Source organism: Paenibacillus endoradicis (genome assembly GCF_024721975.1).
In genome coordinates this window covers 915922-935439 of the sequence record NZ_JANQBB010000001.1, presented here as the reverse complement: position 1 = coordinate 935439, position 19518 = coordinate 915922, and the positions used below count along the sequence as shown (strand labels likewise).

Annotated in this window: 19 protein-coding genes and 1 pseudogene; 3 read left to right on the top strand and 17 right to left on the bottom strand. The window is 38.6% G+C overall.

Annotated elements, in window-relative coordinates; genetic code table 11:
• Positions 1 to 202 precede the first annotated feature (202 nt).
• Positions 203 to 1702, bottom strand: a complete 1500-nt coding sequence (locus NV377_RS04255; protein ID WP_258199914.1) for a glycoside hydrolase family 43 protein — start codon at positions 1700 to 1702, stop codon at positions 203 to 205.
• A gap of 209 nt (positions 1703 to 1911) precedes the next feature.
• On the opposite strand from NV377_RS04255, the gene NV377_RS04250 reads away from it, so the two are divergent.
• Both NV377_RS04250 and NV377_RS04245 read left to right on the top strand, forming a co-directional pair.
• Positions 1912 to 2703, top strand: a complete 792-nt coding sequence (locus NV377_RS04250; RefSeq protein ID WP_258199913.1) for an AraC family transcriptional regulator — start codon at positions 1912 to 1914, stop codon at positions 2701 to 2703.
• A gap of 89 nt (positions 2704 to 2792) precedes the next feature.
• Positions 2793 to 3149: a GIY-YIG nuclease family protein gene (locus NV377_RS04245; RefSeq protein WP_258199912.1), complete on the top strand. Its 357-nt coding sequence runs from the start codon at positions 2793 to 2795 to the stop codon at positions 3147 to 3149.
• A gap of 185 nt (positions 3150 to 3334) precedes the next feature.
• Here the strand turns inward: NV377_RS04245 and NV377_RS04240 are convergent, their stop codons facing one another.
• From NV377_RS04240 to NV377_RS04195, 10 genes are all read right to left on the bottom strand, one after another.
• The gene (locus tag NV377_RS04240; protein ID WP_258199911.1) at positions 3335 to 5590 is read right to left on the bottom strand and encodes an ATP-binding cassette domain-containing protein; all 2256 of its coding nucleotides are present in this window, start codon (positions 5588 to 5590) and stop codon (positions 3335 to 3337) included.
• Between the two features lie 58 nt (positions 5591 to 5648).
• Positions 5649 to 6044, bottom strand: a complete 396-nt coding sequence (locus NV377_RS04235; RefSeq protein WP_258199910.1) for an SRPBCC family protein — start codon at positions 6042 to 6044, stop codon at positions 5649 to 5651.
• Positions 6041 to 6370 carry an ArsR/SmtB family transcription factor gene (locus NV377_RS04230; protein ID WP_258199909.1) on the bottom strand — a complete coding sequence of 110 codons (330 nt, stop codon included), beginning with the start codon at positions 6368 to 6370 and terminating at the stop codon, positions 6041 to 6043. The genes NV377_RS04235 and NV377_RS04230 overlap by 4 nt, the downstream gene beginning before the upstream one ends.
• Positions 6371 to 6544: 174 nt before the next feature.
• Positions 6545 to 6871 carry a DUF3888 domain-containing protein gene (locus tag NV377_RS04225; protein WP_373425790.1) on the bottom strand — a complete coding sequence of 109 codons (327 nt, stop codon included), beginning with the start codon at positions 6869 to 6871 and terminating at the stop codon, positions 6545 to 6547.
• Between the two features lie 151 nt (positions 6872 to 7022).
• Positions 7023 to 7217: a hypothetical protein gene (locus tag NV377_RS04220; protein ID WP_258199907.1), complete on the bottom strand. Its 195-nt coding sequence runs from the start codon at positions 7215 to 7217 to the stop codon at positions 7023 to 7025.
• An 8-nt stretch (positions 7218 to 7225) separates the two neighbouring features.
• Entirely contained in the window at positions 7226 to 7855 is a 630-nt protein-coding gene (locus NV377_RS04215; RefSeq protein WP_258199906.1) for an LLM class flavin-dependent oxidoreductase, read from the bottom strand.
• A 223-nt stretch (positions 7856 to 8078) separates the two neighbouring features.
• Entirely contained in the window at positions 8079 to 8936 is an 858-nt protein-coding gene (locus NV377_RS04210; RefSeq protein WP_258199905.1) for an aldo/keto reductase, read from the bottom strand.
• A 34-nt stretch (positions 8937 to 8970) separates the two neighbouring features.
• On the bottom strand, positions 8971 to 9366 hold the full coding sequence (locus NV377_RS04205) for a cupin domain-containing protein (protein WP_258199904.1): 396 nt from the start codon (positions 9364 to 9366) through the stop codon (positions 8971 to 8973).
• A 71-nt stretch (positions 9367 to 9437) separates the two neighbouring features.
• The gene (locus NV377_RS04200) at positions 9438 to 10478 is read right to left on the bottom strand and encodes an NAD(P)-dependent alcohol dehydrogenase (RefSeq protein ID WP_258199903.1); all 1041 of its coding nucleotides are present in this window, start codon (positions 10476 to 10478) and stop codon (positions 9438 to 9440) included.
• A 593-nt stretch (positions 10479 to 11071) separates the two neighbouring features.
• The gene (locus NV377_RS04195) at positions 11072 to 11317 is read right to left on the bottom strand and encodes a hypothetical protein (protein WP_258199902.1); all 246 of its coding nucleotides are present in this window, start codon (positions 11315 to 11317) and stop codon (positions 11072 to 11074) included.
• A 312-nt stretch (positions 11318 to 11629) separates the two neighbouring features.
• Here NV377_RS04195 and NV377_RS04190 point away from each other — a divergent pair.
• Positions 11630 to 12891: pseudogene (locus tag NV377_RS04190) on the top strand (aminotransferase-like domain-containing protein).
• A 109-nt stretch (positions 12892 to 13000) separates the two neighbouring features.
• Here the strand turns inward: NV377_RS04190 and NV377_RS04185 are convergent.
• The 6 genes from NV377_RS04185 to NV377_RS04160 all read right to left on the bottom strand — a co-directional run bounded on the left by NV377_RS04185 (position 13001) and on the right by NV377_RS04160 (position 19451).
• Positions 13001 to 13543 (bottom strand): pyridoxamine 5'-phosphate oxidase family protein, encoded by a 543-nt coding sequence (locus NV377_RS04185; RefSeq protein WP_258199901.1) that lies wholly within the window; start codon positions 13541 to 13543, stop codon positions 13001 to 13003.
• Positions 13544 to 13916: 373 nt separating this feature from the next.
• Entirely contained in the window at positions 13917 to 14093 is a 177-nt protein-coding gene (locus tag NV377_RS04180) for a hypothetical protein (protein ID WP_258199900.1), read from the bottom strand.
• Positions 14094 to 14323: 230 nt separating this feature from the next.
• The gene (locus tag NV377_RS04175; protein WP_258199899.1) at positions 14324 to 15346 is read right to left on the bottom strand and encodes an NADH:flavin oxidoreductase/NADH oxidase; all 1023 of its coding nucleotides are present in this window, start codon (positions 15344 to 15346) and stop codon (positions 14324 to 14326) included.
• A gap of 127 nt (positions 15347 to 15473) precedes the next feature.
• Positions 15474 to 15905 carry a MarR family winged helix-turn-helix transcriptional regulator gene (locus NV377_RS04170; RefSeq protein WP_258199898.1) on the bottom strand — a complete coding sequence of 144 codons (432 nt, stop codon included), beginning with the start codon at positions 15903 to 15905 and terminating at the stop codon, positions 15474 to 15476.
• A gap of 256 nt (positions 15906 to 16161) precedes the next feature.
• A complete protein-coding gene (locus NV377_RS04165; protein WP_258199897.1) occupies positions 16162 to 18210 on the bottom strand; it encodes a catalase in 2049 nt (682 codons plus the stop codon).
• A gap of 170 nt (positions 18211 to 18380) precedes the next feature.
• A complete protein-coding gene (locus NV377_RS04160; RefSeq protein WP_258199896.1) occupies positions 18381 to 19451 on the bottom strand; it encodes a polysaccharide deacetylase family protein in 1071 nt (356 codons plus the stop codon).
• Positions 19452 to 19518 lie beyond the last annotated feature (67 nt).

Genomic DNA, 19518 nt, shown 5'->3' with positions numbered 1-19518 from the left:
GCCCGTCACCAACGGTCTACTTTGCTAAAAAATAGCATAGTACACCCTTGGTGACAGGCTCCTCCAAATTGAACATTTGTATAGTTTTAATGATTATAACGTGAAATTAAAAAGAGTTCAAGTGTTGACTCAATTAAACTCTTGCCAACTAAATCTAATTTCCAGAGCATTTCATTATAGACCATTATTAAATTAACAAATATTATTCATCTAAGTAAGTACATATGAAATCATTAAAGTCATTAAACTCAGAACAAGTTCCATCTTGTGCATATAATCCGATTACAACACCGGTAAAACCTCCGGCAACCTCTGAGGATAAGTATCTAGTTTGCGCAAAACCCAAATCAATTACTTTGCCATCGCTTATTACTTGAAAAGAGTAAGTTTCATGATTTGAAGTAATTTTTAAAGTTGCTATATTCGAATTAATAATTGATTGTTTGTGTATGGACTTAATATCTCCTATATTCAGACGCTTAATGGCTTCGATTGTATTACCTGATTTTCTTAAAGCAAAATCATAATGATGATTTTCATCCATATATAGTGTTATTCCGGCCTCACCATCATTGACTCTAATTTCACATGAAATTTCAACATGGAAATCTCTTTGCCGCAATCCAATAAAGGTCGGTGAATTTGCCATATCTAATGTAATCAGTGAACTTCTTAATTTCAATTCACTTTCTTGAGCAATATAATTCGCTTTATCGGGGTAACGTAAATAACACCAATCTATATCCCATTTTGTATTATGAAAAGTATATTGCGTTTGTTCAATCTGTTTTGTCGTATTGGGAATATGCATTATTTCAACTTCGTCCTGCGTCGTACCATCGCTTCCCACCGTAAACCATTTATCCTGATGAAATGTAACTGGCATCAAAAATACTTCTCTACCTAGGTGGTGATGCATAATCCATCTACCGATTTGTCTAAATCCCAAATGAAAAATCCACCAATTCCCATGGTGATCTTGGATTAACTCTCCATGGCCAACACCTTGAATCTCATATCCACCAAGATTCCTGTTTGTTAGAACCGGGTTATTGAGATAAGCTTCAAAAGGGCCGTAAGGAGAGTCTCCCCTTGCATAGATAATCATATGACCATATTCTGTTCCGCCTTCTGCTGCCATTAAGTAATAGAGATCGTTGATTTTATACAAGTGAGGACTTTCCAAATACCTTCCTCCTGTACCATGCCAGATAACACGACTAGGTGTAAGTTTTTCTCCTGTTTCGATATCTATCTCACATTGAAAGATGCTATTTCTTCCATTTTCATCGATACCATTACTCATAAAGTAAGTTGAATTTCCTTCAAAATAAAAAGAAGGATCTATTCCGCCTTGATCCACATTAATTGGTTCAGACCATTCTCCGTATATATCATCTGTCCAGACGTAGAAATTTTGTTGGGTGGAATTATTAGTTGTAGTCATGTAAAAACGACCATTATCATATCTAATGTTGCATGCGAACACTCCTCCAGAACTCTCTATATTCTCAAGATAAACTTGTGATTGTCTTGTTAAGCAATGTCCAATTTGTCTCCAATTAACTAAATCATCACTTTCGAACAAAGGAACTCCAGGATAATAATGAAAAGAACTGCAAACGAGATAGTATTTATCATTTGCTTTACAGACACTTGGATCAGGGTAAAAGCCTTTAACTATAGGATTGCGGAATTTCATGATTTCACCTCATAATAGTTTTCCATAAATTAATGCTTATAATATATTTTGATTTTTTCTAATATCGAATGACACTATTTTACTGCCACATCAATATAAGATGTAGTAAAAAAGTAAAGCTACTACATAAAATTATAAGTTAATGACAACATTCAATTGAATGATATATACTGACATAAATTTGATTTATTCTAAGAAAGGTTAATGACATGATAACAATACACTATGCTGGGTATGATGGCATCCATTCAGCTGATTTTGTTTATGATGTCCCTGATGGACATAACACCTGGTTGCTACTTCTTACTAGAACGCCTGCCCAATTCTGGGTTCATGATGAAATGAAGGAATACCCTGCCAATTGCGCAGTACTCTTCCAACCTCATCAGAAGATTCTCTACCAAGCATGTGCTGATAGCTATGGGAATGACTGGATTCATTTTGATTCAGACGAAACTTATCTGAAGGAATCAAAGCTTCCACATGGAGTCCCTTTTCCTATGCCTGACCCGGAATATTTCCACCAATTGTTTCAGCTTCTTTCGGCTGAGCATTTCTTTTCTTGTGACTATCGAGAGCTAACTATGGATTACTTATTCCGAATAATCATTAATAAACTTATTGAAGCTTCGAAAAGTTCGAATAATACTCCGCACTATCAAAATTTGTTGAATCTTCGTAAAGCGATTTACAACAATCCAGGTCATCCTTGGATGGTTCAGTCTATGGCTGAACAGGTGCACCTTAGTCTTGGTTATTTACAAACCATTTATAAGACAACCTTTGGCATTTCGTGTATGGATGACGTCATTCAATGCCGTGTTCGGCTTGCCAAGGAAAAGCTGCTCCATAGTCCGTATCGGATTGCCGAAATCGCAGTAATATGCGGTTATTCTAATATTGAACATTTTAGTCGCCAGTTCCGTCAAATCACAGGTTATTCTCCTCGTAAATATCAGAAGTTGTTAGCATTAGATTCACGAAACTCTCATTCAGATTAAGTATTTTTTTGCAGAATTGCTATATGAGGTGTATTCTTGTTCGATTTATGATACGATTTTACTTATAACGAAAGAGGAAGTGAATACGCTTGATTCAGATTACTGTACCAACACCCGATGTTACTATTATGAAACAAGAAAATCCTGAGCTTAGCAATATTTACGGCTTTACCGATTTTCACCTTATTTCGCGTGAACTAGGCGGCATCTTTATGTTCTACAATGAGCAAGATGAGCTATTGTTCGTTGGCAAGGCGCGTAAGCTACGCCCTCGCATCAAGAAACATTTCGAAGATTCAGTATCCGTAATGAAAGACAAACGCGATGAAATATTCAAAATCGAAGTTTGCTTGGTCGAAGATGCAGTTGATCGGGAAATCTATGAGACATTCATTATCAATCGCCGTAGAGCGAGATACAATATGGATAAAGTGTATTACAAGTAATGAATAAGGAAGATGCCTAACTCTTCTGAGTATGGTATTTTCCCAAAAGAAGCAACCATGTACATTTTAATTAGCTAAAAACAATTAGAAACAACAAAACCCGTATTCCAGCTCACTCATGGAATACGGGTTTTGTTGCTATTTCAATTAAGTTATATTGTAGCGATTTTTAGTCAAGTTATGAATTATCTCAAGTATTTCCCTGTAATCGACTGCTCCACATGGATGATCTGCCCAGGTGTGCCCTCGAACACTACGTTGCCGCCTTTACTACCTCCGTCTGGTCCCATATCGATGATCCAATCGGCTTGGCTAATCACATCGAGATTATGCTCGATGACGATTACCGTATTGCCTGCATCCACAAGGCGATTCATGATTTCCAAAAGGTGACCGATATCTGACATATGTAGTCCAGTTGTCGGCTCATCCATCACGTAGATGCTACCCTTTTTATGAAGCTCACTTGCCAGTTTGATGCGCTGACATTCCCCGCCCGAAAGCGTACTGAGCGGTTGGCCTAGTGTAATATAGTTCAGTCCGACATCACTCATTGCTTGGAGTTTGCGAACTACCTCTTTTAACTGAAAAAATTCCAATGCCTGTTCCACAGTCATCTCTAGCACTTCAGCAATCGACTTACCGTTAAGTTTGTATTCAAGTACCTCATCTTTAAAGCGTCTACCGCCACATACTTCGCACGGCAGTTTTACGCTTTCGAGGAATGCTAGATCAGTATATACAACGCCAAGCCCTTGACAATTCTCGCAAGCTCCTTTGGAATTGAAGCTGAACAAGCCTTGATTGACTTTGTTCGCAGAAGCAAACGCTTTACGAACATCATCCATAATGCCAGTGTAGGTAGCGGGATTCGAACGTGTTGAAACGCCTATCGCTGATTGGTCGATAACGATTGCATCTGACTGCTGTCTAAGGAATATGTCGTTAATTAGCGTGCTCTTGCCTGAACCAGCGACACCCGTAACAACAGTCAGTATTCCAGTTGGAATATCTACACTCACATTCTGTAGGTTATGCAGTGAAGCATCCTTGATGGACATCTTTCCTGATGATTGCCTGCAATCTTGTTTCAGTTGGAGCGGTCGTTTCATATGAGTACCTGTCAAAGTATTTGTTTCTAGTAGTCCTTGATAGCTTCCTTCATACATGATGGTACCGCCACGGCTACCAGCGTAAGGACCCACATCGACGATATGATCCGCCACCTTAATTACATCGGGATCATGCTCGACGACAATTACGGTATTACCCTTGTCGCGTAACTTTTGGAGTAATGCATTTAACCGGTTTACATCACGGGGATGCAAGCCGACGCTAGGCTCATCGAAAATATAAGTAACATCCACGAGACTGCCGCTCAAGTGTTTTACCATCTTGACGCGCTGTGATTCTCCGCCAGACAATGTATCCGTCTCGCGGTCAAGAGTCAAGTAGTCAAGTCCGATATCCACCAGATGCTGCAGACGTTCCGTTAGTGACTTGATTACCGGCGTGGCGATCGCATCGTCAATCTCCCGAAGGACATGGTTCAGTTTTCCTACCTCCATCGAGGACATATCCGCAATATTAAGTCCGTTGATCCTACAGCTGAGTGCGGCTTGACTGAGTCTCGCGCCTTTACAACTGGAACAAGGACCCTCGGTGATGAACGGTGCAACAGTTTTTTGTGTGCGCTCGGACTTCGTCTTCACATCCTGCTTAATGTATTTATTGCTGAACTTCTCAATGACGCCTTCAACTGTAATATTTGTTGCCTTACCAGCGAAATCCATCTTTACTTTCCGCGCCTTGCCATATAGTAATAAATCTAGTTCTTCTTCTGAATAATCACTTAGCTTCTTATCGGGATCAAAGGAGCCTGATTGTAGGACAATGTTCCAATCCCAGCCGTCTACTGTATAGTCGGGAAGCATTAATGCCCCTTCATTCAACGATTTTGACATATCTACTGCTTTTTTCATGTCTACGCCAAGCTTGCGTCCGATTCCGTTACACTCAAGGCACATACCTTGCGGATCGTTAAACGAGAACATATGAGCTTGACCAACATAGGGCTTTCCTACTCTTGAGAAGAGAAGTCGTAGAATGGGAGAGATATCAGTAATCGTACCCATCGTAGAATGGGAACCTCCGCCCAGTCGTTTCTGATCCACGATTACAGCCATACTTAAGTTTTCAATCGCGTCAGCATCTGGCTGCGGATAGCGCGGTAGGAAATTACGTACGAACATACTAAAGTTCTCATTCAGTAAACGCGTAGATTCTGCGGCAATCGTATCGAATACAATCGATGACTTTCCAGATCCGGATACACCAGTAAAAATCGTTATCTTCCGCTTAGGAATCCGCAAAGATACGTTCTTCAGATTGTTTTCTCTAGCAGCCGAGATAACGATATATTCCTGATTAGATTCGCTCATGACTAACATCCTTCCGATAGTGTAAATTGGTTCTTAAAGTAAATACCGGATTCTGTTATTAATCCAAAGCTTTTTCAAGCTGGCCGCACCATGCACTCCAGCCATACTTAGCACCTTCGAGTCCTTGAGGATTTGAGAATCCTGTTTGCTCAAGATGAAGATTAACTTTTCCATCCCCTAAATCTTGCAAAGTCCATGTTACTGTGTGCTGCTCTCCTGCGCTTGCCCAAGTATAGGACAACAGGTTAGGTCCCTCCACGGTTAGCACTTCTCCTTCAATAAGACCATCCCACCATTCATTTGGCTCAGCTTGAAAATGAAAACGGTGTCCCACGACAGGCTTAAAATCATTTGCCAAAATCCACTTAGCAAGCTTGTTAGCGTCTGTTAAGGCAGACCAAACCTTCTCAATCGTTGCCGTATACTGAAAATCCAATTCTAATTTTAAACTCATATTTCTTCCTCCTCTAATAGTTGCTTCAAGCGCATCATATTCGTATTCCAAAACTTACTGTAGAAAGCCACCCAATCTTGAATTTCTCTAAGTGGAGCAGCGTTTAACCTAAATCGCGTTTCTCTACCAACTTTTCGGTCAATTACCAGTCCAGCCTCTTTAAGGATTGTCAAATGCTTCGAAACCGCAGTCCGGCCCATTTGAAATTGTACCGTTAATTCATGAAGTGGTATCTCCTCTGACTCTGCTAATAGTTGAATCAGCCGGCGCCTAGTTGGATCTGCAATCGCGTCAAACACATCCCGTAACTGGTTGTTCTCGCTCACAACACCCGCTCCTAAATAGTATTACCAAGGGACAGTCGTTAATTGCATAAATTCCTTAATGTATGCGGTTCTTCGGAAATAGTGCCCACAAGGAGAGAATTGCTAATTAGACACCATCTAGTGTCCTTTTAATAATAGGTCACCATTTGGTGTCTTGTCAACTATTGATTTAATTTATCTTTGGAATACGTTTCTAGCTTGAAACTGCTGTAAATCATCAGGCAAAGTATATGTCTCTAGATGTTTTGAGAATATTAGTCTCACAACTGGACCATAGGAAATTTGATAAGTTAAAAGATCTTTTCCTACTGGGACGTGGTGAGCCATTGTGGGTTCAACTTCTAATGTGATTTCAAGAATGAATCCTCTAAATCCATTTATTCTTTCTGTTTTAATAATGTTGATTTTCCTACCTTCAATTTCAGGTTTAATTGTTAAAAACTGAGGGTAATAAATAGATCCTATATCTTCAGTCATGTTATAAATTAAGATTTCCCACATTCTTTTTTACATACAATAGGGTGCGTGTATAGTAACATACTCCACTCACGTAATTTGTCAGCTGCAAAGACAAAAAAAGCATCCCCACAGTTACTGGAGATGCTTTTTAGTTGTAATAAAGATAACAGAAATAACGAAATATGGTTATTTTCTATAATCTGAGTCCATATTGATAGGTTACTCCCATATGTTCGCGTAAAGTAGTCCCTTCGTAATCTTTATGGAACAAGCCACGCTTTTGTAGTATCGGAATGACTTGTTCTACGAAATCAGCAACACCGTCAAAGCTAACATCTGGCTGGATTGCAAAGCCATCACACGCTCCTGAAACATACCATTGCTCCATAAAATCGGCTACCTGCTCAGGAGTTCCGGCAACGACTGGGTGATAATTAATAACCCCACAAAGTTTATTGCGCTTTGACGTACCATTTCACGATAAGCTTTAGCCGAGGGAATATCGTATGGACTAGCATACACGCCTGAAGCGTAAAGACCTGCAAGTTCTAGTCCCTCATTCCCACCACCTGCTTGGAAAATAACAGGCTGTCCTTGCTCAGATGGAGGAATCCGTAATGGGCCATGAGAAGATAAGTATTTTCCACCTAAATTAATTGGTTTAATCTTATCCATATCAGCATAAATGCCGCTTTCCACGTCTAGTTTCATTGCACCTTCTTCCCAACTGCCCCATAAAGATTGAACTAGCTGAATGAACTCGTGCGCCCTCTCATATCTTTCTGTTTGGCTTGCAACATGACTACCAAAGTTGGCAGCAGCGGCTTGATTTGAAGTAGTAACTGCGTTCCATCCTGCACGTCCATGACTTATGACGTCTAAAGCTTTAAACTGTCGGGCTACGTTATATGGATCATTAAACGTTGTGGACAAAGTAGCTACGAGTCCTATACGCTCAGTCTCTCTTGCAATTACTGTTAATGCCAACATAGGATCCATTGGACTTTGAGGTGGCCGATTCGTCAAGTCGACACCTAGGGCCGGTGTATCTCCTAAATACTTCATTCTAGTTACAATAATCTATATCACATTATTCAATCGTGTACGATTTATTTGTCTGCTAACTATATCAACCTCTCTAAGTTTAGTCAAAGCCGATTAATTCCAATTTTAACAATGATGAATCAGACATTGAGATAAGCAAAAAGCCCTTGGCTTGACAACCAAGGACTTACTGTTGAACCGAAGATTATTTCAATTCTTTCTTACCGTAATCAGTTAAAAACTCTACAGTTTTAGAATCATAGTGAGAGAAAAATGCACTTTCACCCGTATCTAACGCAGTTATTTTTTCCATTTCCGCAGCAGACAATTCAAAATCAAATACGTTGAAATTTTCTTCCATTCTATTTCTATGTGTAGTTTTTGGAATAACGACTACACCTCTTTGAATCAGAAAACGCAGAGCAACTTGTGCTATAGATTTGTTGTGAGTATCTCCAACTGCTTGCAATGTTACATTAGTGAAAAAATCGTTACGTCCTTCGGCAAATGGACCCCAAGATTCGATTTGTGTGTTGTATTTATTCATAATTTCATGTGCTTTTATCTGTTGGTTGAACACATGAGTTTCCACCTGATTGACAGCTGGAACGACTTCAGTGAATTGAACAAGGTCAATATATCTGTCCGGATAGAAATTGCTTACACCGATAGCTTTTATTTTTCCTTCCTTATACAGTTCCTCCATTGCACGGTAAGTACCATAGTAATCATTGAATGGCTGGTGAATAAGAACTAAATCCAAATAATCTAATTGAAGTTTACTCATAGATTCTATGATGGATGATTTAGCCTTATCATATCCCGCGTTAGAGATCCACACTTTTGTTGTAATAAATAGCTCTTCTCTTGCTACTCCACTTTTCTTAATCGCGCGACCTACCGCTTCTTCATTCCCGTATGCTTGCGCAGTATCAATTGAACGGTAACCCACACTTATAGCATCAGCAACACATGTTTCACATTCAGTCTGATCTGTTATCTGGTAAACTCCATATCCCAAAATAGGCATTTTCACTCCGTTATTTAATGTTACATAGTCCATTTAATCACCTCATTTATATATTACTTCGATACGTTTACAACTTGTCGAACCATTCATCTTCAACAGATTCATACCAATTCGTTTCTCCTGGGGAAATGGCCAAGTGTACAAACCAACTGTATTTCGTTGCACCATGCCAATGTTTCACATTTGATGGAATGTTAACTACATCACCTGTTTTAAGTAATTGGGCAGCTTTACCTTCTTCTTGATACCAACCTTCTCCGCCAGTGACTAATAGTACTTGACCAACTTTATGAGAGTGCCAATTATTGCGAGCTTTAGGTGCAAAGGTAACATTTCCTATCACTGCATCTAGTGGTGAACTATCGGTAAGTATCATTTGTAAATAGGCATCGCCAATAAAGTTTGTGCCTAGTTTTTCTCCCAAAGGAAATATTGTGCTGTTGCTTAAATGTTCATTTTTCATTATTTATTCCTACTTTCTCTTTTACCAATGAAAGAACTGTAACCTACCAAGTATTAGCAGAACAATTGGCTTTACATTGTGGACATATCGATAACAAAACGATAACGCACATCACTACGCAGGACACGTTCATACGCTTCGTCTACTTGATCTGCTCGAATAACTTCGATCTTAGGTGCAATGCCGTGTTGTGCAGAGAAATCGAGCATCTCCTGAGTTTCACGAATTCCCCCAACGAGTGAACCAGCGAGGTTGCGTCGACTCATAATCAATGAAAAAACACTGAATTGATCTGGTTCGGCTGGAGCGCCAACATTCACTAGTGTTCCATCTACACGTAGCATAGATAAATATGCGTCTACGTTAAGATTCGCAGAAACTGTGTTTAATATTAGGTCGAAGCTGTTAGCTAGCTCTGTAAACGTAGCTGGATCACTTGTTGCAAAGTAATAATCAGCACCAAATTCAATAGCTTCATCTTTCTTATTCATCGACTGGCTTAATACCGTTACATCAGCACCCATAGCATGTGCGTATTGAACAGCTAGATGGCCCAGACCGCCCATTCCCACGATAGCGACTTTCTTGCCTGGCGAGACGTTCCATTTTTTTAATGGAGAGTACGTTGTTACGCCTGCACACAATAGCGGGCTTGCTACGTCCAAACCTAATACTTCTGGAATACGAACAACAAACTCTTCTTTTACAACGATTTTTTGGCTATATCCACCATATGTTGGATTGCCATCATAATCTAGTGAGTTATATGTGTTAATTACACCTTTTGTACAATATTGTTCATCTCCACGAAGACAATATTCGCATTCTCCACAAGAGTCAACGAAGCAACCAACACCGACACGATCTCCTACTTTATATCGCTTAACTTCAGTCCCAATAGCTGATACTACTCCAGCAATCTCATGACCTGGTACCATTGGAAATATCCCGCCTCCCCATTCATCAAATGCACTATGAATATCAGAGTGGCAAATTCCAGAAAATTTGATATCTATTAATACGTCGTTTGCACGTAACTCTCTACGTTCAATAATCGTTTTTTCGAAAGGCGCTTTTGGACCTTTAACACTTAATACATGAGTTTTACACATAGTTTCTCTCTTCTCCTTATATATAAATCTGAGATGTTTTTTATTATACTCTCGTTCAGTTTTGATTCAATGGTTAATATAAGCGCATTTGTATAATAGTAAACTTATTTATTAAAACTGTTCATTAAAACGGTCTTATCGTATAGATAGCTTTGTTTTTCTCTAATAATTCCTCATTAAGTGCAATATAAACCCTCCTTGTCCTAAACTTTATCAGTTGAGGTTAACTCCAAGTCAAGCACTTTTTAAACAAAAAAGAATGCAGAAAAACTCATATTGTCGAGTTTTTCTGCATTCTCAGTGCCAATCTAATCAAAACGAATGGATAATTTCTAAAGATTTAACTGCATCATTGAACTTTTGCACGAACTGTTTGGAATCACTATATTCTTCAGGTAGATTCCCCAAAAAATCTTTAATTTCTTTTCTGTATTCTTTAAAATTTTCTGACTCAACCTTATCGTAATCCAAGATCTGATCTTGCATGAATGAGTAGTAATTGAATTTAATCAAACCTAATTTATTTTTAATATCAGGCAAATCTAATTTCGAATATTTTCCTATATTATCTTCTAAATAGACAAAACGATCATTTAAATGTCTAACTTGATATTGGATTCATACATATTACTGATAATCTGCATGTCTTCCTTAGATTCATCGATTTGATCTAACGTCCGATCCAAAGTACTCACACTTTCGTAGAAACTATTGTAATAGGCAGAAATTTTATCTTTTGAACCAAAAAGATTTGAATATTGACTAATAAAAAACACGATCAATACAACATTTAGGAGTATAGAGATAAACATAATCGTGCTATAGTAACTTTTCTTCATATATTTCACCTCAATTGAAACTATGCTCAGCCATAAAATGGGATAAACTTATATTAGACTCTTACTAATGGAGCAACATTAAAAGTATGATTCGTTGTGAGATTAGGTATGTTATTAGTAAATTATGTTAACATATATATGCCAATCTTTCAAAATCCAATATATTCAATATTTTGTAACACTCATTATCACATTGCTTGGTTAAATGATACTATAATCGTATTTCGATTAATGGATTGTTATATAGTATTGATATATAATGCTATTTAACAATCCTTATTTATAATGAGAATACAATTAGAGGTGAAACGAGTGCTAATAGTAAATCGTGAGGACGAACGCCCCATATGGCAACAACTACTAGACCAGGCTATTCATAATATTACAACCGGTATATGGCTTCCTGGCGAATTACTACTACCTTCTCGCGAACTTGCGCAATTGGTTGGTGTTTCCCGCTCAACGATTCAGATTGTTTATGAGGAGTTATTCAGTCGTGGTTACACAGTTACATCAAGGCGTGGTGGAACAAGGATAAGTGACTGGACTTCTAAAACTAATTTTATAGAGAATGTTAACCCTCGAGGTCCTATTACCCCAGAATTACCTCACTTAAACGATGCAGTCAGCCATTTACAAAGCTGGTTCAGAGGCAAAGAACACCGTGAAGTAGAGATTGATTTCACACCGCATGAGCCCTATTTGGACCAACAATTTCAAACAAACTGGAGACATTCATTTTTACAAGCGTCCAAAGAAACAGATTTAACCAGCTGGGCTTACGGCAATGCTTATGGTTTCGTGCCGCTGCGTGAACAAATTCAACGTTATTTGTCACTTGAACGTGGAATATACGTTAATATTGATCAAATCATAGTAACTTCAGGAGCACAACATAGCCTTGATTTAATCGCCCAGGCGCTTTTGAACGAAGGCGAAACAGTTTCTGTAGAAGATCCTGGATTCCCTGCCGCATGGATGGCGATGAAATTTCGTCGAATGAATGTTGTTCCAGTCCCCGTTGATGATTACGGGATACAAGTTGACTGCATTCACCCTCAATCAAAGCTTGTTTATGTTACGCCATCACATCAGTGTGCAGTTGGGGTTATCATGTCAGAACCCCGTAAGCAGCAATTACTACATATGGCTGCAGAGCAACAATTTTGGATTGTGGAGGACGATTATGATAGTGAATTTCGATATCGAGGAGGCCCCCTTCCAACTTTATATAGTCAACAACCACAAAACACATTGTATATGATGAGTTTTTCCAAGATGATTGCGCCTGGTATTCGTATATCTGCGATTGTTGGACCAACAACTGCCATTAGCCAGCTTGCCCATGTCCATGAATTAACGTATCGTCATCTTCCAATTATGGAGCAATTGACGCTTGCTCATTTGATGAAGAAACGACAACAAACTTAGCACTAGAAAAAGGAGTTCGGGTTTATCCGCTTAGTACGTATTGTTTGGAAAGCGATCGAAAAGGATGGGTGCTAGGGTTCGCTAAAGTTGATGAGAAATCAATAGAAACAGGTATTTATCGTCTTGCGGAGATGCTGTTATAATTCAAGCATCTCCCTCCGTACGTATCTAAGTTTCTCTTCTACTAAGTGACTCATGTTCCTACTTCCTTCTTTCTATTACCAACTTCCAAACGACACAAAGCTCATACAATTATTCATTAACCTGTTTCTTCTCTTTGTACATTTTTTCTACCTCAATCGGATTTCCCTTCGCTGTTATATGATAGGGATCAACTCGGTATACTTGAACAGGGGAATTGAATATAGATGATCTATATTTGTCTACATGTTGCTTGGACAACGGACGGTCATAATAACCAGGCACATATTTTAGGAACATTTCCTGCAACATATATGTAGCTTCATCCAAATCGTTGATGGGCTCGGATTTTCCGAAAATGATAACACTCATATATGCAGTGTCGGTCTTAGCTGGTACTGGATCAGTAATCGTTCCATATTCTTCACAAACCGTAAAACAAACCTCATTATTCTCGCTCATAACTTGATTACGTCTCCCACCTGATGCTCCATGAAAATAAATTTTCCCGTTTACCCATACAAAATTGAGCGGAACAACATAGGGCAATTTCCCATCAACCATGCCGAGGTTACCAATTCTCGCCTTCCTTAGAAAAGCATCAATGATGTCCTTATCTAATACTTCTCTTATCTTGTAACGAACACTATCCATTCTCAACCACTCCTATAATATTGATTTATTTTCGCTAGTATAGCAGCCTTTGGATTGAATTGTTACATCCATAAATATACTTATTAAGCAGTCCATAACTTTCTTTGTTAGGAAGCCTGATGTACATTAACCGTTAACATTCACTCGATAAACACAAAAAAGGCGCTAATGAGTGTAGCACCTTTTTTAAGATGAACAATACTTTGCTTGAATTGGACTTACAGCATTCTATAGTTTGGTCGCTACTTCTTCACTAGCAATAAAGGATAGGCAAAGACATACGATTAATTCTAATATAAATTACGACATCACAAACCTCATCATGTACAATACTATTTGTTCAACACATCGGGAAAAATCATCAATTAACTACTCATTTACAAAGTAATGGTATCAGTTCCTTTAGCGTTTGTTCAGACTTTTTCTCCGCTTGTAGATAATAGAACTCAAGTATCTCCAAAATCTGCGCATTCGTCCAAGTAGTTCCCAATAAAACTTGAGTAATCGCTGGAAATTGTCCAACTACACCAAAACACTTTTTACTTTCCATAAAATAATCCTCACGATTTGCTTTACCTGAATATTCGTATGCACGGCTATATATCCTACTCGTAAAATGGCTGCCATCTTCTGAAGTATAGGGTATTGATATTTTAATCACTTATATCCAAAAATGACCGAAATATCTTTAAAATAAAAAACCGCGCTAGGCGCGGATTGTTATGTTAGCAATATTATTAATATACTTTTCGGATTAAGTTCATACTAATTTCTTTTCCCTTAAAAACCAAATGAGTATTGTTTCGGTACAGTAGTTTCTATTCTTAATTGTTTTGCAGCTTCTAATGACCAGTATGGATTTCTCAGCATACCTCTGCCTACCGCAACTAGATCAGCATCTTCATTACCAATAACAGCGTTAGCGAGAATAGCATCGTCAAGTCTTCCGACTGCAATTACAGGAACATCAAGCGCATTTCTGATTTCTTTAGCTAAAGGAACTTGATAGGCTGCATGTGTCCCTGGTCTGCCCCACGCTGCGATTTGGCCTTCTCCACCAGACGAAACATCGAACATGTCTACTCCAGCATCTTTGTATACGCGAGAGAACTGAATACTTTCATTGATACCATAGCCACCTTCTACATACTCTTTTGCAGAAATACGCATAATGAGAGGCATATCTTCAGGCATTTCTGATTTGACTGCTTGAATAATTTCCTTGCCAAATTTGGTAAGATCTTTACCATATTCATCCTGCCTTTTATTTGTAAGTGGTGAATGGAATTGATGGATCAAATAACCATGTGCACCGTGAATTTCAATCGTATCAAATCCAGCTTCAACAGCTCTTCTCGCTGCACTACGGAACTTCTCTACTAATCCTTTTACTTCATCGGTTGAAAGTGCTCTTGGTGTTTTTGACTTCTCATCAAAAGGAATTGCAGAAGGAGCTACAGGAACAACTGCATCTTCAGCTTTACGTCCAGCATGAGCGATTTGAATTCCAACCTTGGCACCGTATGCGTGACATGCGTCTACTATTCTTTTTAGAGGTTGAATTTGTTCATCAGACCATATTCCAAGATCATAATCAGAGATTCGGCCATCCGGTTCTACATCAGTCATTTCAATTATTATCATACCAGTCCCACCAACTGCTCGACTAACATAGTGCAAATAATGCCATTCCGTCGCAACTCCGTCTTTTTTTTCGACCGAGTATTGGCACATAGGTGGCATAATAATACGGTTTTTCAACTCCATGCCTTTAAACTTGTATGGGGTAAATAAATTAATCATCGTAAAAACTCCTTTAAATTTTATTTTATATGCTTGCGCATGCATTTATAGTAACACGATGATTTTTTATTTGTCAAATAAAAAACAACCCGGTGGTATACTCCGCGTTGTTTCACTGTGAAATGACTTATTCTGTAATTTGAAGTTGTTGAATTAGCGTTAGGAGTTCTTTTTGGAGTCCCTCCTGTAATTGAACCTCTTGTAAAATTTCGTTAACAGTAACTAACGCCATTTTACATTTATTCTCGCCTAACTCTGTTAAGCGTGTATAAATACCTCTCCGATCATCTTCACAAATACTTCGCTGCAAGGCACCACAATTTTTGGCTTCCATTCTACCTACTAGTCTCGATATTGCACTTTGACTTAGACCTACCATTTCTTGTAATTGCTGCAGTCTTAATTTTTTTTCACTAGTTTGAGATAAAAAATAAAGAACATAAAATTCTTTTAAGGATAAGCTATATTTATCTTGTAACGCAGTCTCTAATTTATTATTAATGCTTGTTTGGATATCTGATAGAGACAACCAATTATTCAAAAGTTCATTATTATGCATCAAGTATTCACCTGTTCTGTTTCGTAATATTTAATCGATCGATTGATCATCTTGAACTTGCAATATTTTGTTCAGAAATAGTATAACCTTTATTGTGTGGCGAAACCAGCGTTTTCATTAACTTCTCTTAATGTATGCCAAGCGGATAAAGGTGGAAATTGAAATAAGCCCGTTACATGACGGACTCATTTCAATAATATAACAACTATCTAACTTAAACAAATCATTCATTAATTTTATTAACACATATCCTTCACTAAATTATATTTCTTTTCCAAAAACGCTGTTTTGATATAGCAGTTATAAAATCGTTTGTAAATTGTACCATATCATCTTCTATGACTACTCCAGGCTTACCAGCTAAATTGTTTGTTTGCATCCAGTTTTTCACCCCAGCACTTGCACCAATCGGTTTATAATGAGCATATGCTTGATCAATAAAATTAGCAGCTTGTTGATTAAACTTCTGACTATCATTACTAGCACTTACTAGATAAACGGAGTCAAATTGCACTGACTTTGCTGTTAAAAATGTATATTCAGCTTTTAAAGTTATTCCATTGGTTCCTTCAACCACACCTATCTTTTCACTTATTATTTTTGGCATGATCCCTTCAGCTGTCAAACGGTTCAATACATATTTAAGATTTGGCCCGTTAAATCCTTCTGTAACAATAACTGCGACTGTAAGTGTCTTTGGACTGTTGATAGTATGCTCCATGCTAAGTGCTGGTGAAGACTGCGTAACATTTGAACCTCCTGAAGTTGGAGGATTTGCTCCTACAAATTGGGCAAATGAGTTAGTTAATTCTAAACTCACGTTCGCAAACATATCGACAACTTGTTGTCTTACAGATTCACTCTTAACATTAGAAAGCTCAAAGCTGAAAGCATCAACGATATGTTTTTTTTCAGTTGGACTCATACTATTCCAAAATAGTGTTGCTTGAGAAAAATGATCATTAAAGCTATCACTTCTCGCACGAATTTTTCTACCTTCTACTTTTTCTTGATAAGTTTCATATCCACCTTCAGCTGGACTAGCAGGTTTGGGAGTATTTCCTGCTAAAGAATTTCGATGATAACTCACTTTTCCCAAATTAATCGTTTGACGGTGATATCCTTCACGCTGATTATTATGGAAAGGCACAACAGGTCTATTGATTGGTATTTCATGAAAATTAGGACCGCCAAGACGGATTAACTGTGTATCCAAATATGAAAATAATCGACCTTGTAGTAATGGATCATTCGTAAAATCGATTCCTGGTACAACATTTCCTAGATGGAAAGCAACTTGCTCGGTTTCCGTAAAGAAATTATCTACATTACGGTTTAATGTCATCTTACCTATAATTTGTACGGGCACTACTTCCTCTGGCCATAGTTTTGTTGCATCCAATATATCAAAACCAAGGTTAAATTCATCTTTTTCATCAAGAATTTGGACCCCTAATTCGTATTCTGGGTAGAAACCGTTCTCAATGGCATGCCATAGATCATTACGGTGAAAATCTGGATCGATTCCTGCGAGAGTATGGGACTCATCCCATATTAGTGAATGTACTCCTAATAAAGGCTTCCAATGAAATTTTACAAAATGTGCTTTTCCTTGATCATTCACTAATCTGAACGTATGTACACCGAATCCTTCCATCATACGGAAACTTCTTGGAATCGCTCGGTCTGACATAATCCACATAATCATATGTGCAGATTCCTGGTTGTTCGCTACGAAGTCCCAGAAGGTATCATGCGCTGTGGAAGCTTGAGGAATATCATTATCAGGCTCAGGTTTAAAGGAGTGAACAAGATCTGGAAACTTAATCGCATCTTGAATGAAAAATACTGGAATATTATTACCAACTAAATCATAATTTCCTTCTTCTGTGTAAAATTTCGTAGCAAATCCTCTCGCATCTCGAGCCGTATCAGAAGAGCCTCGTGCCCCATTCACTGTAGAAAAACGAACAAAAACTGGTGTTTTTGCAGCTGTATCCTGCAAAAATTTAGCTCTAGTAAAATCTTTCATATCTTCGTATAATTCGAACACTCCATGTGCAGCAAAACCACGTGCATGAACAACTCTTTCAGGTATACGTTCATGGTCAAAATGTGTTATTTTTTCACGGAAATGAAAATCTTCCAATAGTGTAGGACCGCGTTCACCAGCTTTTAATGAGAATTCATCTTCAGATACCTTTAATCCCTGGTTCGTAGTAAGGAACTTGCCTTCATCATCCACTCGAAATGATTCAAGCTGTTCATTTTTACTGTTTTCATTAACCTTACGCTCATCATCCATTAATTACCCTCCTTATCAATAAAATTTATGAGTACAATTAAAGGAATATACTCGATTGACAAGAAACTAAAAAACCAGTCACCGATTATTGTTCGGCAACTGATTTTTAGACGGATTTTTATCCCAGTCTTATTGACGAGGATTAGTCATCGTGTACCTTTTTCAGTGTTTTATTGGATCTCCAAATAATCAATATAAGCATCCCAAGTTCCATTATCGGTTGTTACTACAAGCTGGATCTCTTGATTTCCAGTTCCATGACTGACATTGTTTATGGTATAGACTGCTGGATTACTCCCCCCGAAGTAAAAAGTGCCCTTCGTTTGTCCGCCGATCTTCAAGTCGACTTTGGCCATATTCGAATTATTAGAAGCACCACGGAGTGAAAAATTATGGGTACTTGTAGTGAAATTTTGTGTATATTTCACCAAATCATTGTTAGCGTATAAAGCAACTCCTGAGAATGGTGAACTGATATTCCCCGTGTACTGGCCGCCTTTGGTCATACTCTCAACTTCCACTTTTGTTACTGTACCTGGAGGAGTCGTACCGCTTCCGCCATCAGGCGCAACTGCTCTGCCAGTGCTCGTAGAAATCATCCCGGAGCATAGGCCGCGATTCTTGAGGTTTTGTGAGATCTGTGGAATCGCTTGAAGCGTAGTCTGGTACTGGTCGTGCATAAGAATCACGTCTCCGTTTTGTAGTTGGCCAACTGCTGCTACGATCTGTGCGGTAGTAGCTCCATTCCAATCTTGAGAGTCAACGTTCCACAAGACCTCAGTAAGACCGTTCTGAGACTCGATGGACTTCAAGGTAGCGTTGGTCTCGCCGTAAGGCGGACGGAACAACTTCGGTGCGGTTCCAGTAGCCGACTGGATCGCCTGCTGTGTCCGTGTGATTTCCGAAGACATCTGCGTGCTGCTCAACGTAGTCATGTGAGGATGAGTATAGGAGTGGTTGCCTACCCACATCCCCGCAGCTACTTGGGCCTGCACTAATGAGGGATAATTTTGCGCGTTTTGCCCCAAGTTAAACATGGTTGCACGCAAACCTGCCTGCTTCAATGCATTGAGTAGATTAGTCGTGTTGCTTGCATTGGGACCATCGTCGAAAGTCAGACCCACGTAACCGTTCGGGCAGTTAGCATCAGCAGCAATGGCGTTAGGCATAAGTGGATTGGAGAATAACGTTCCGAAGAGCGATAGAACCGCTACCACTTTAAATATTTTTGATTTAAACATATATAGTACCTCCTCTTATTAAAATGTAAGAAATTCCAGCGTGGAAAATAAGTTGGTTTTTCTTCTA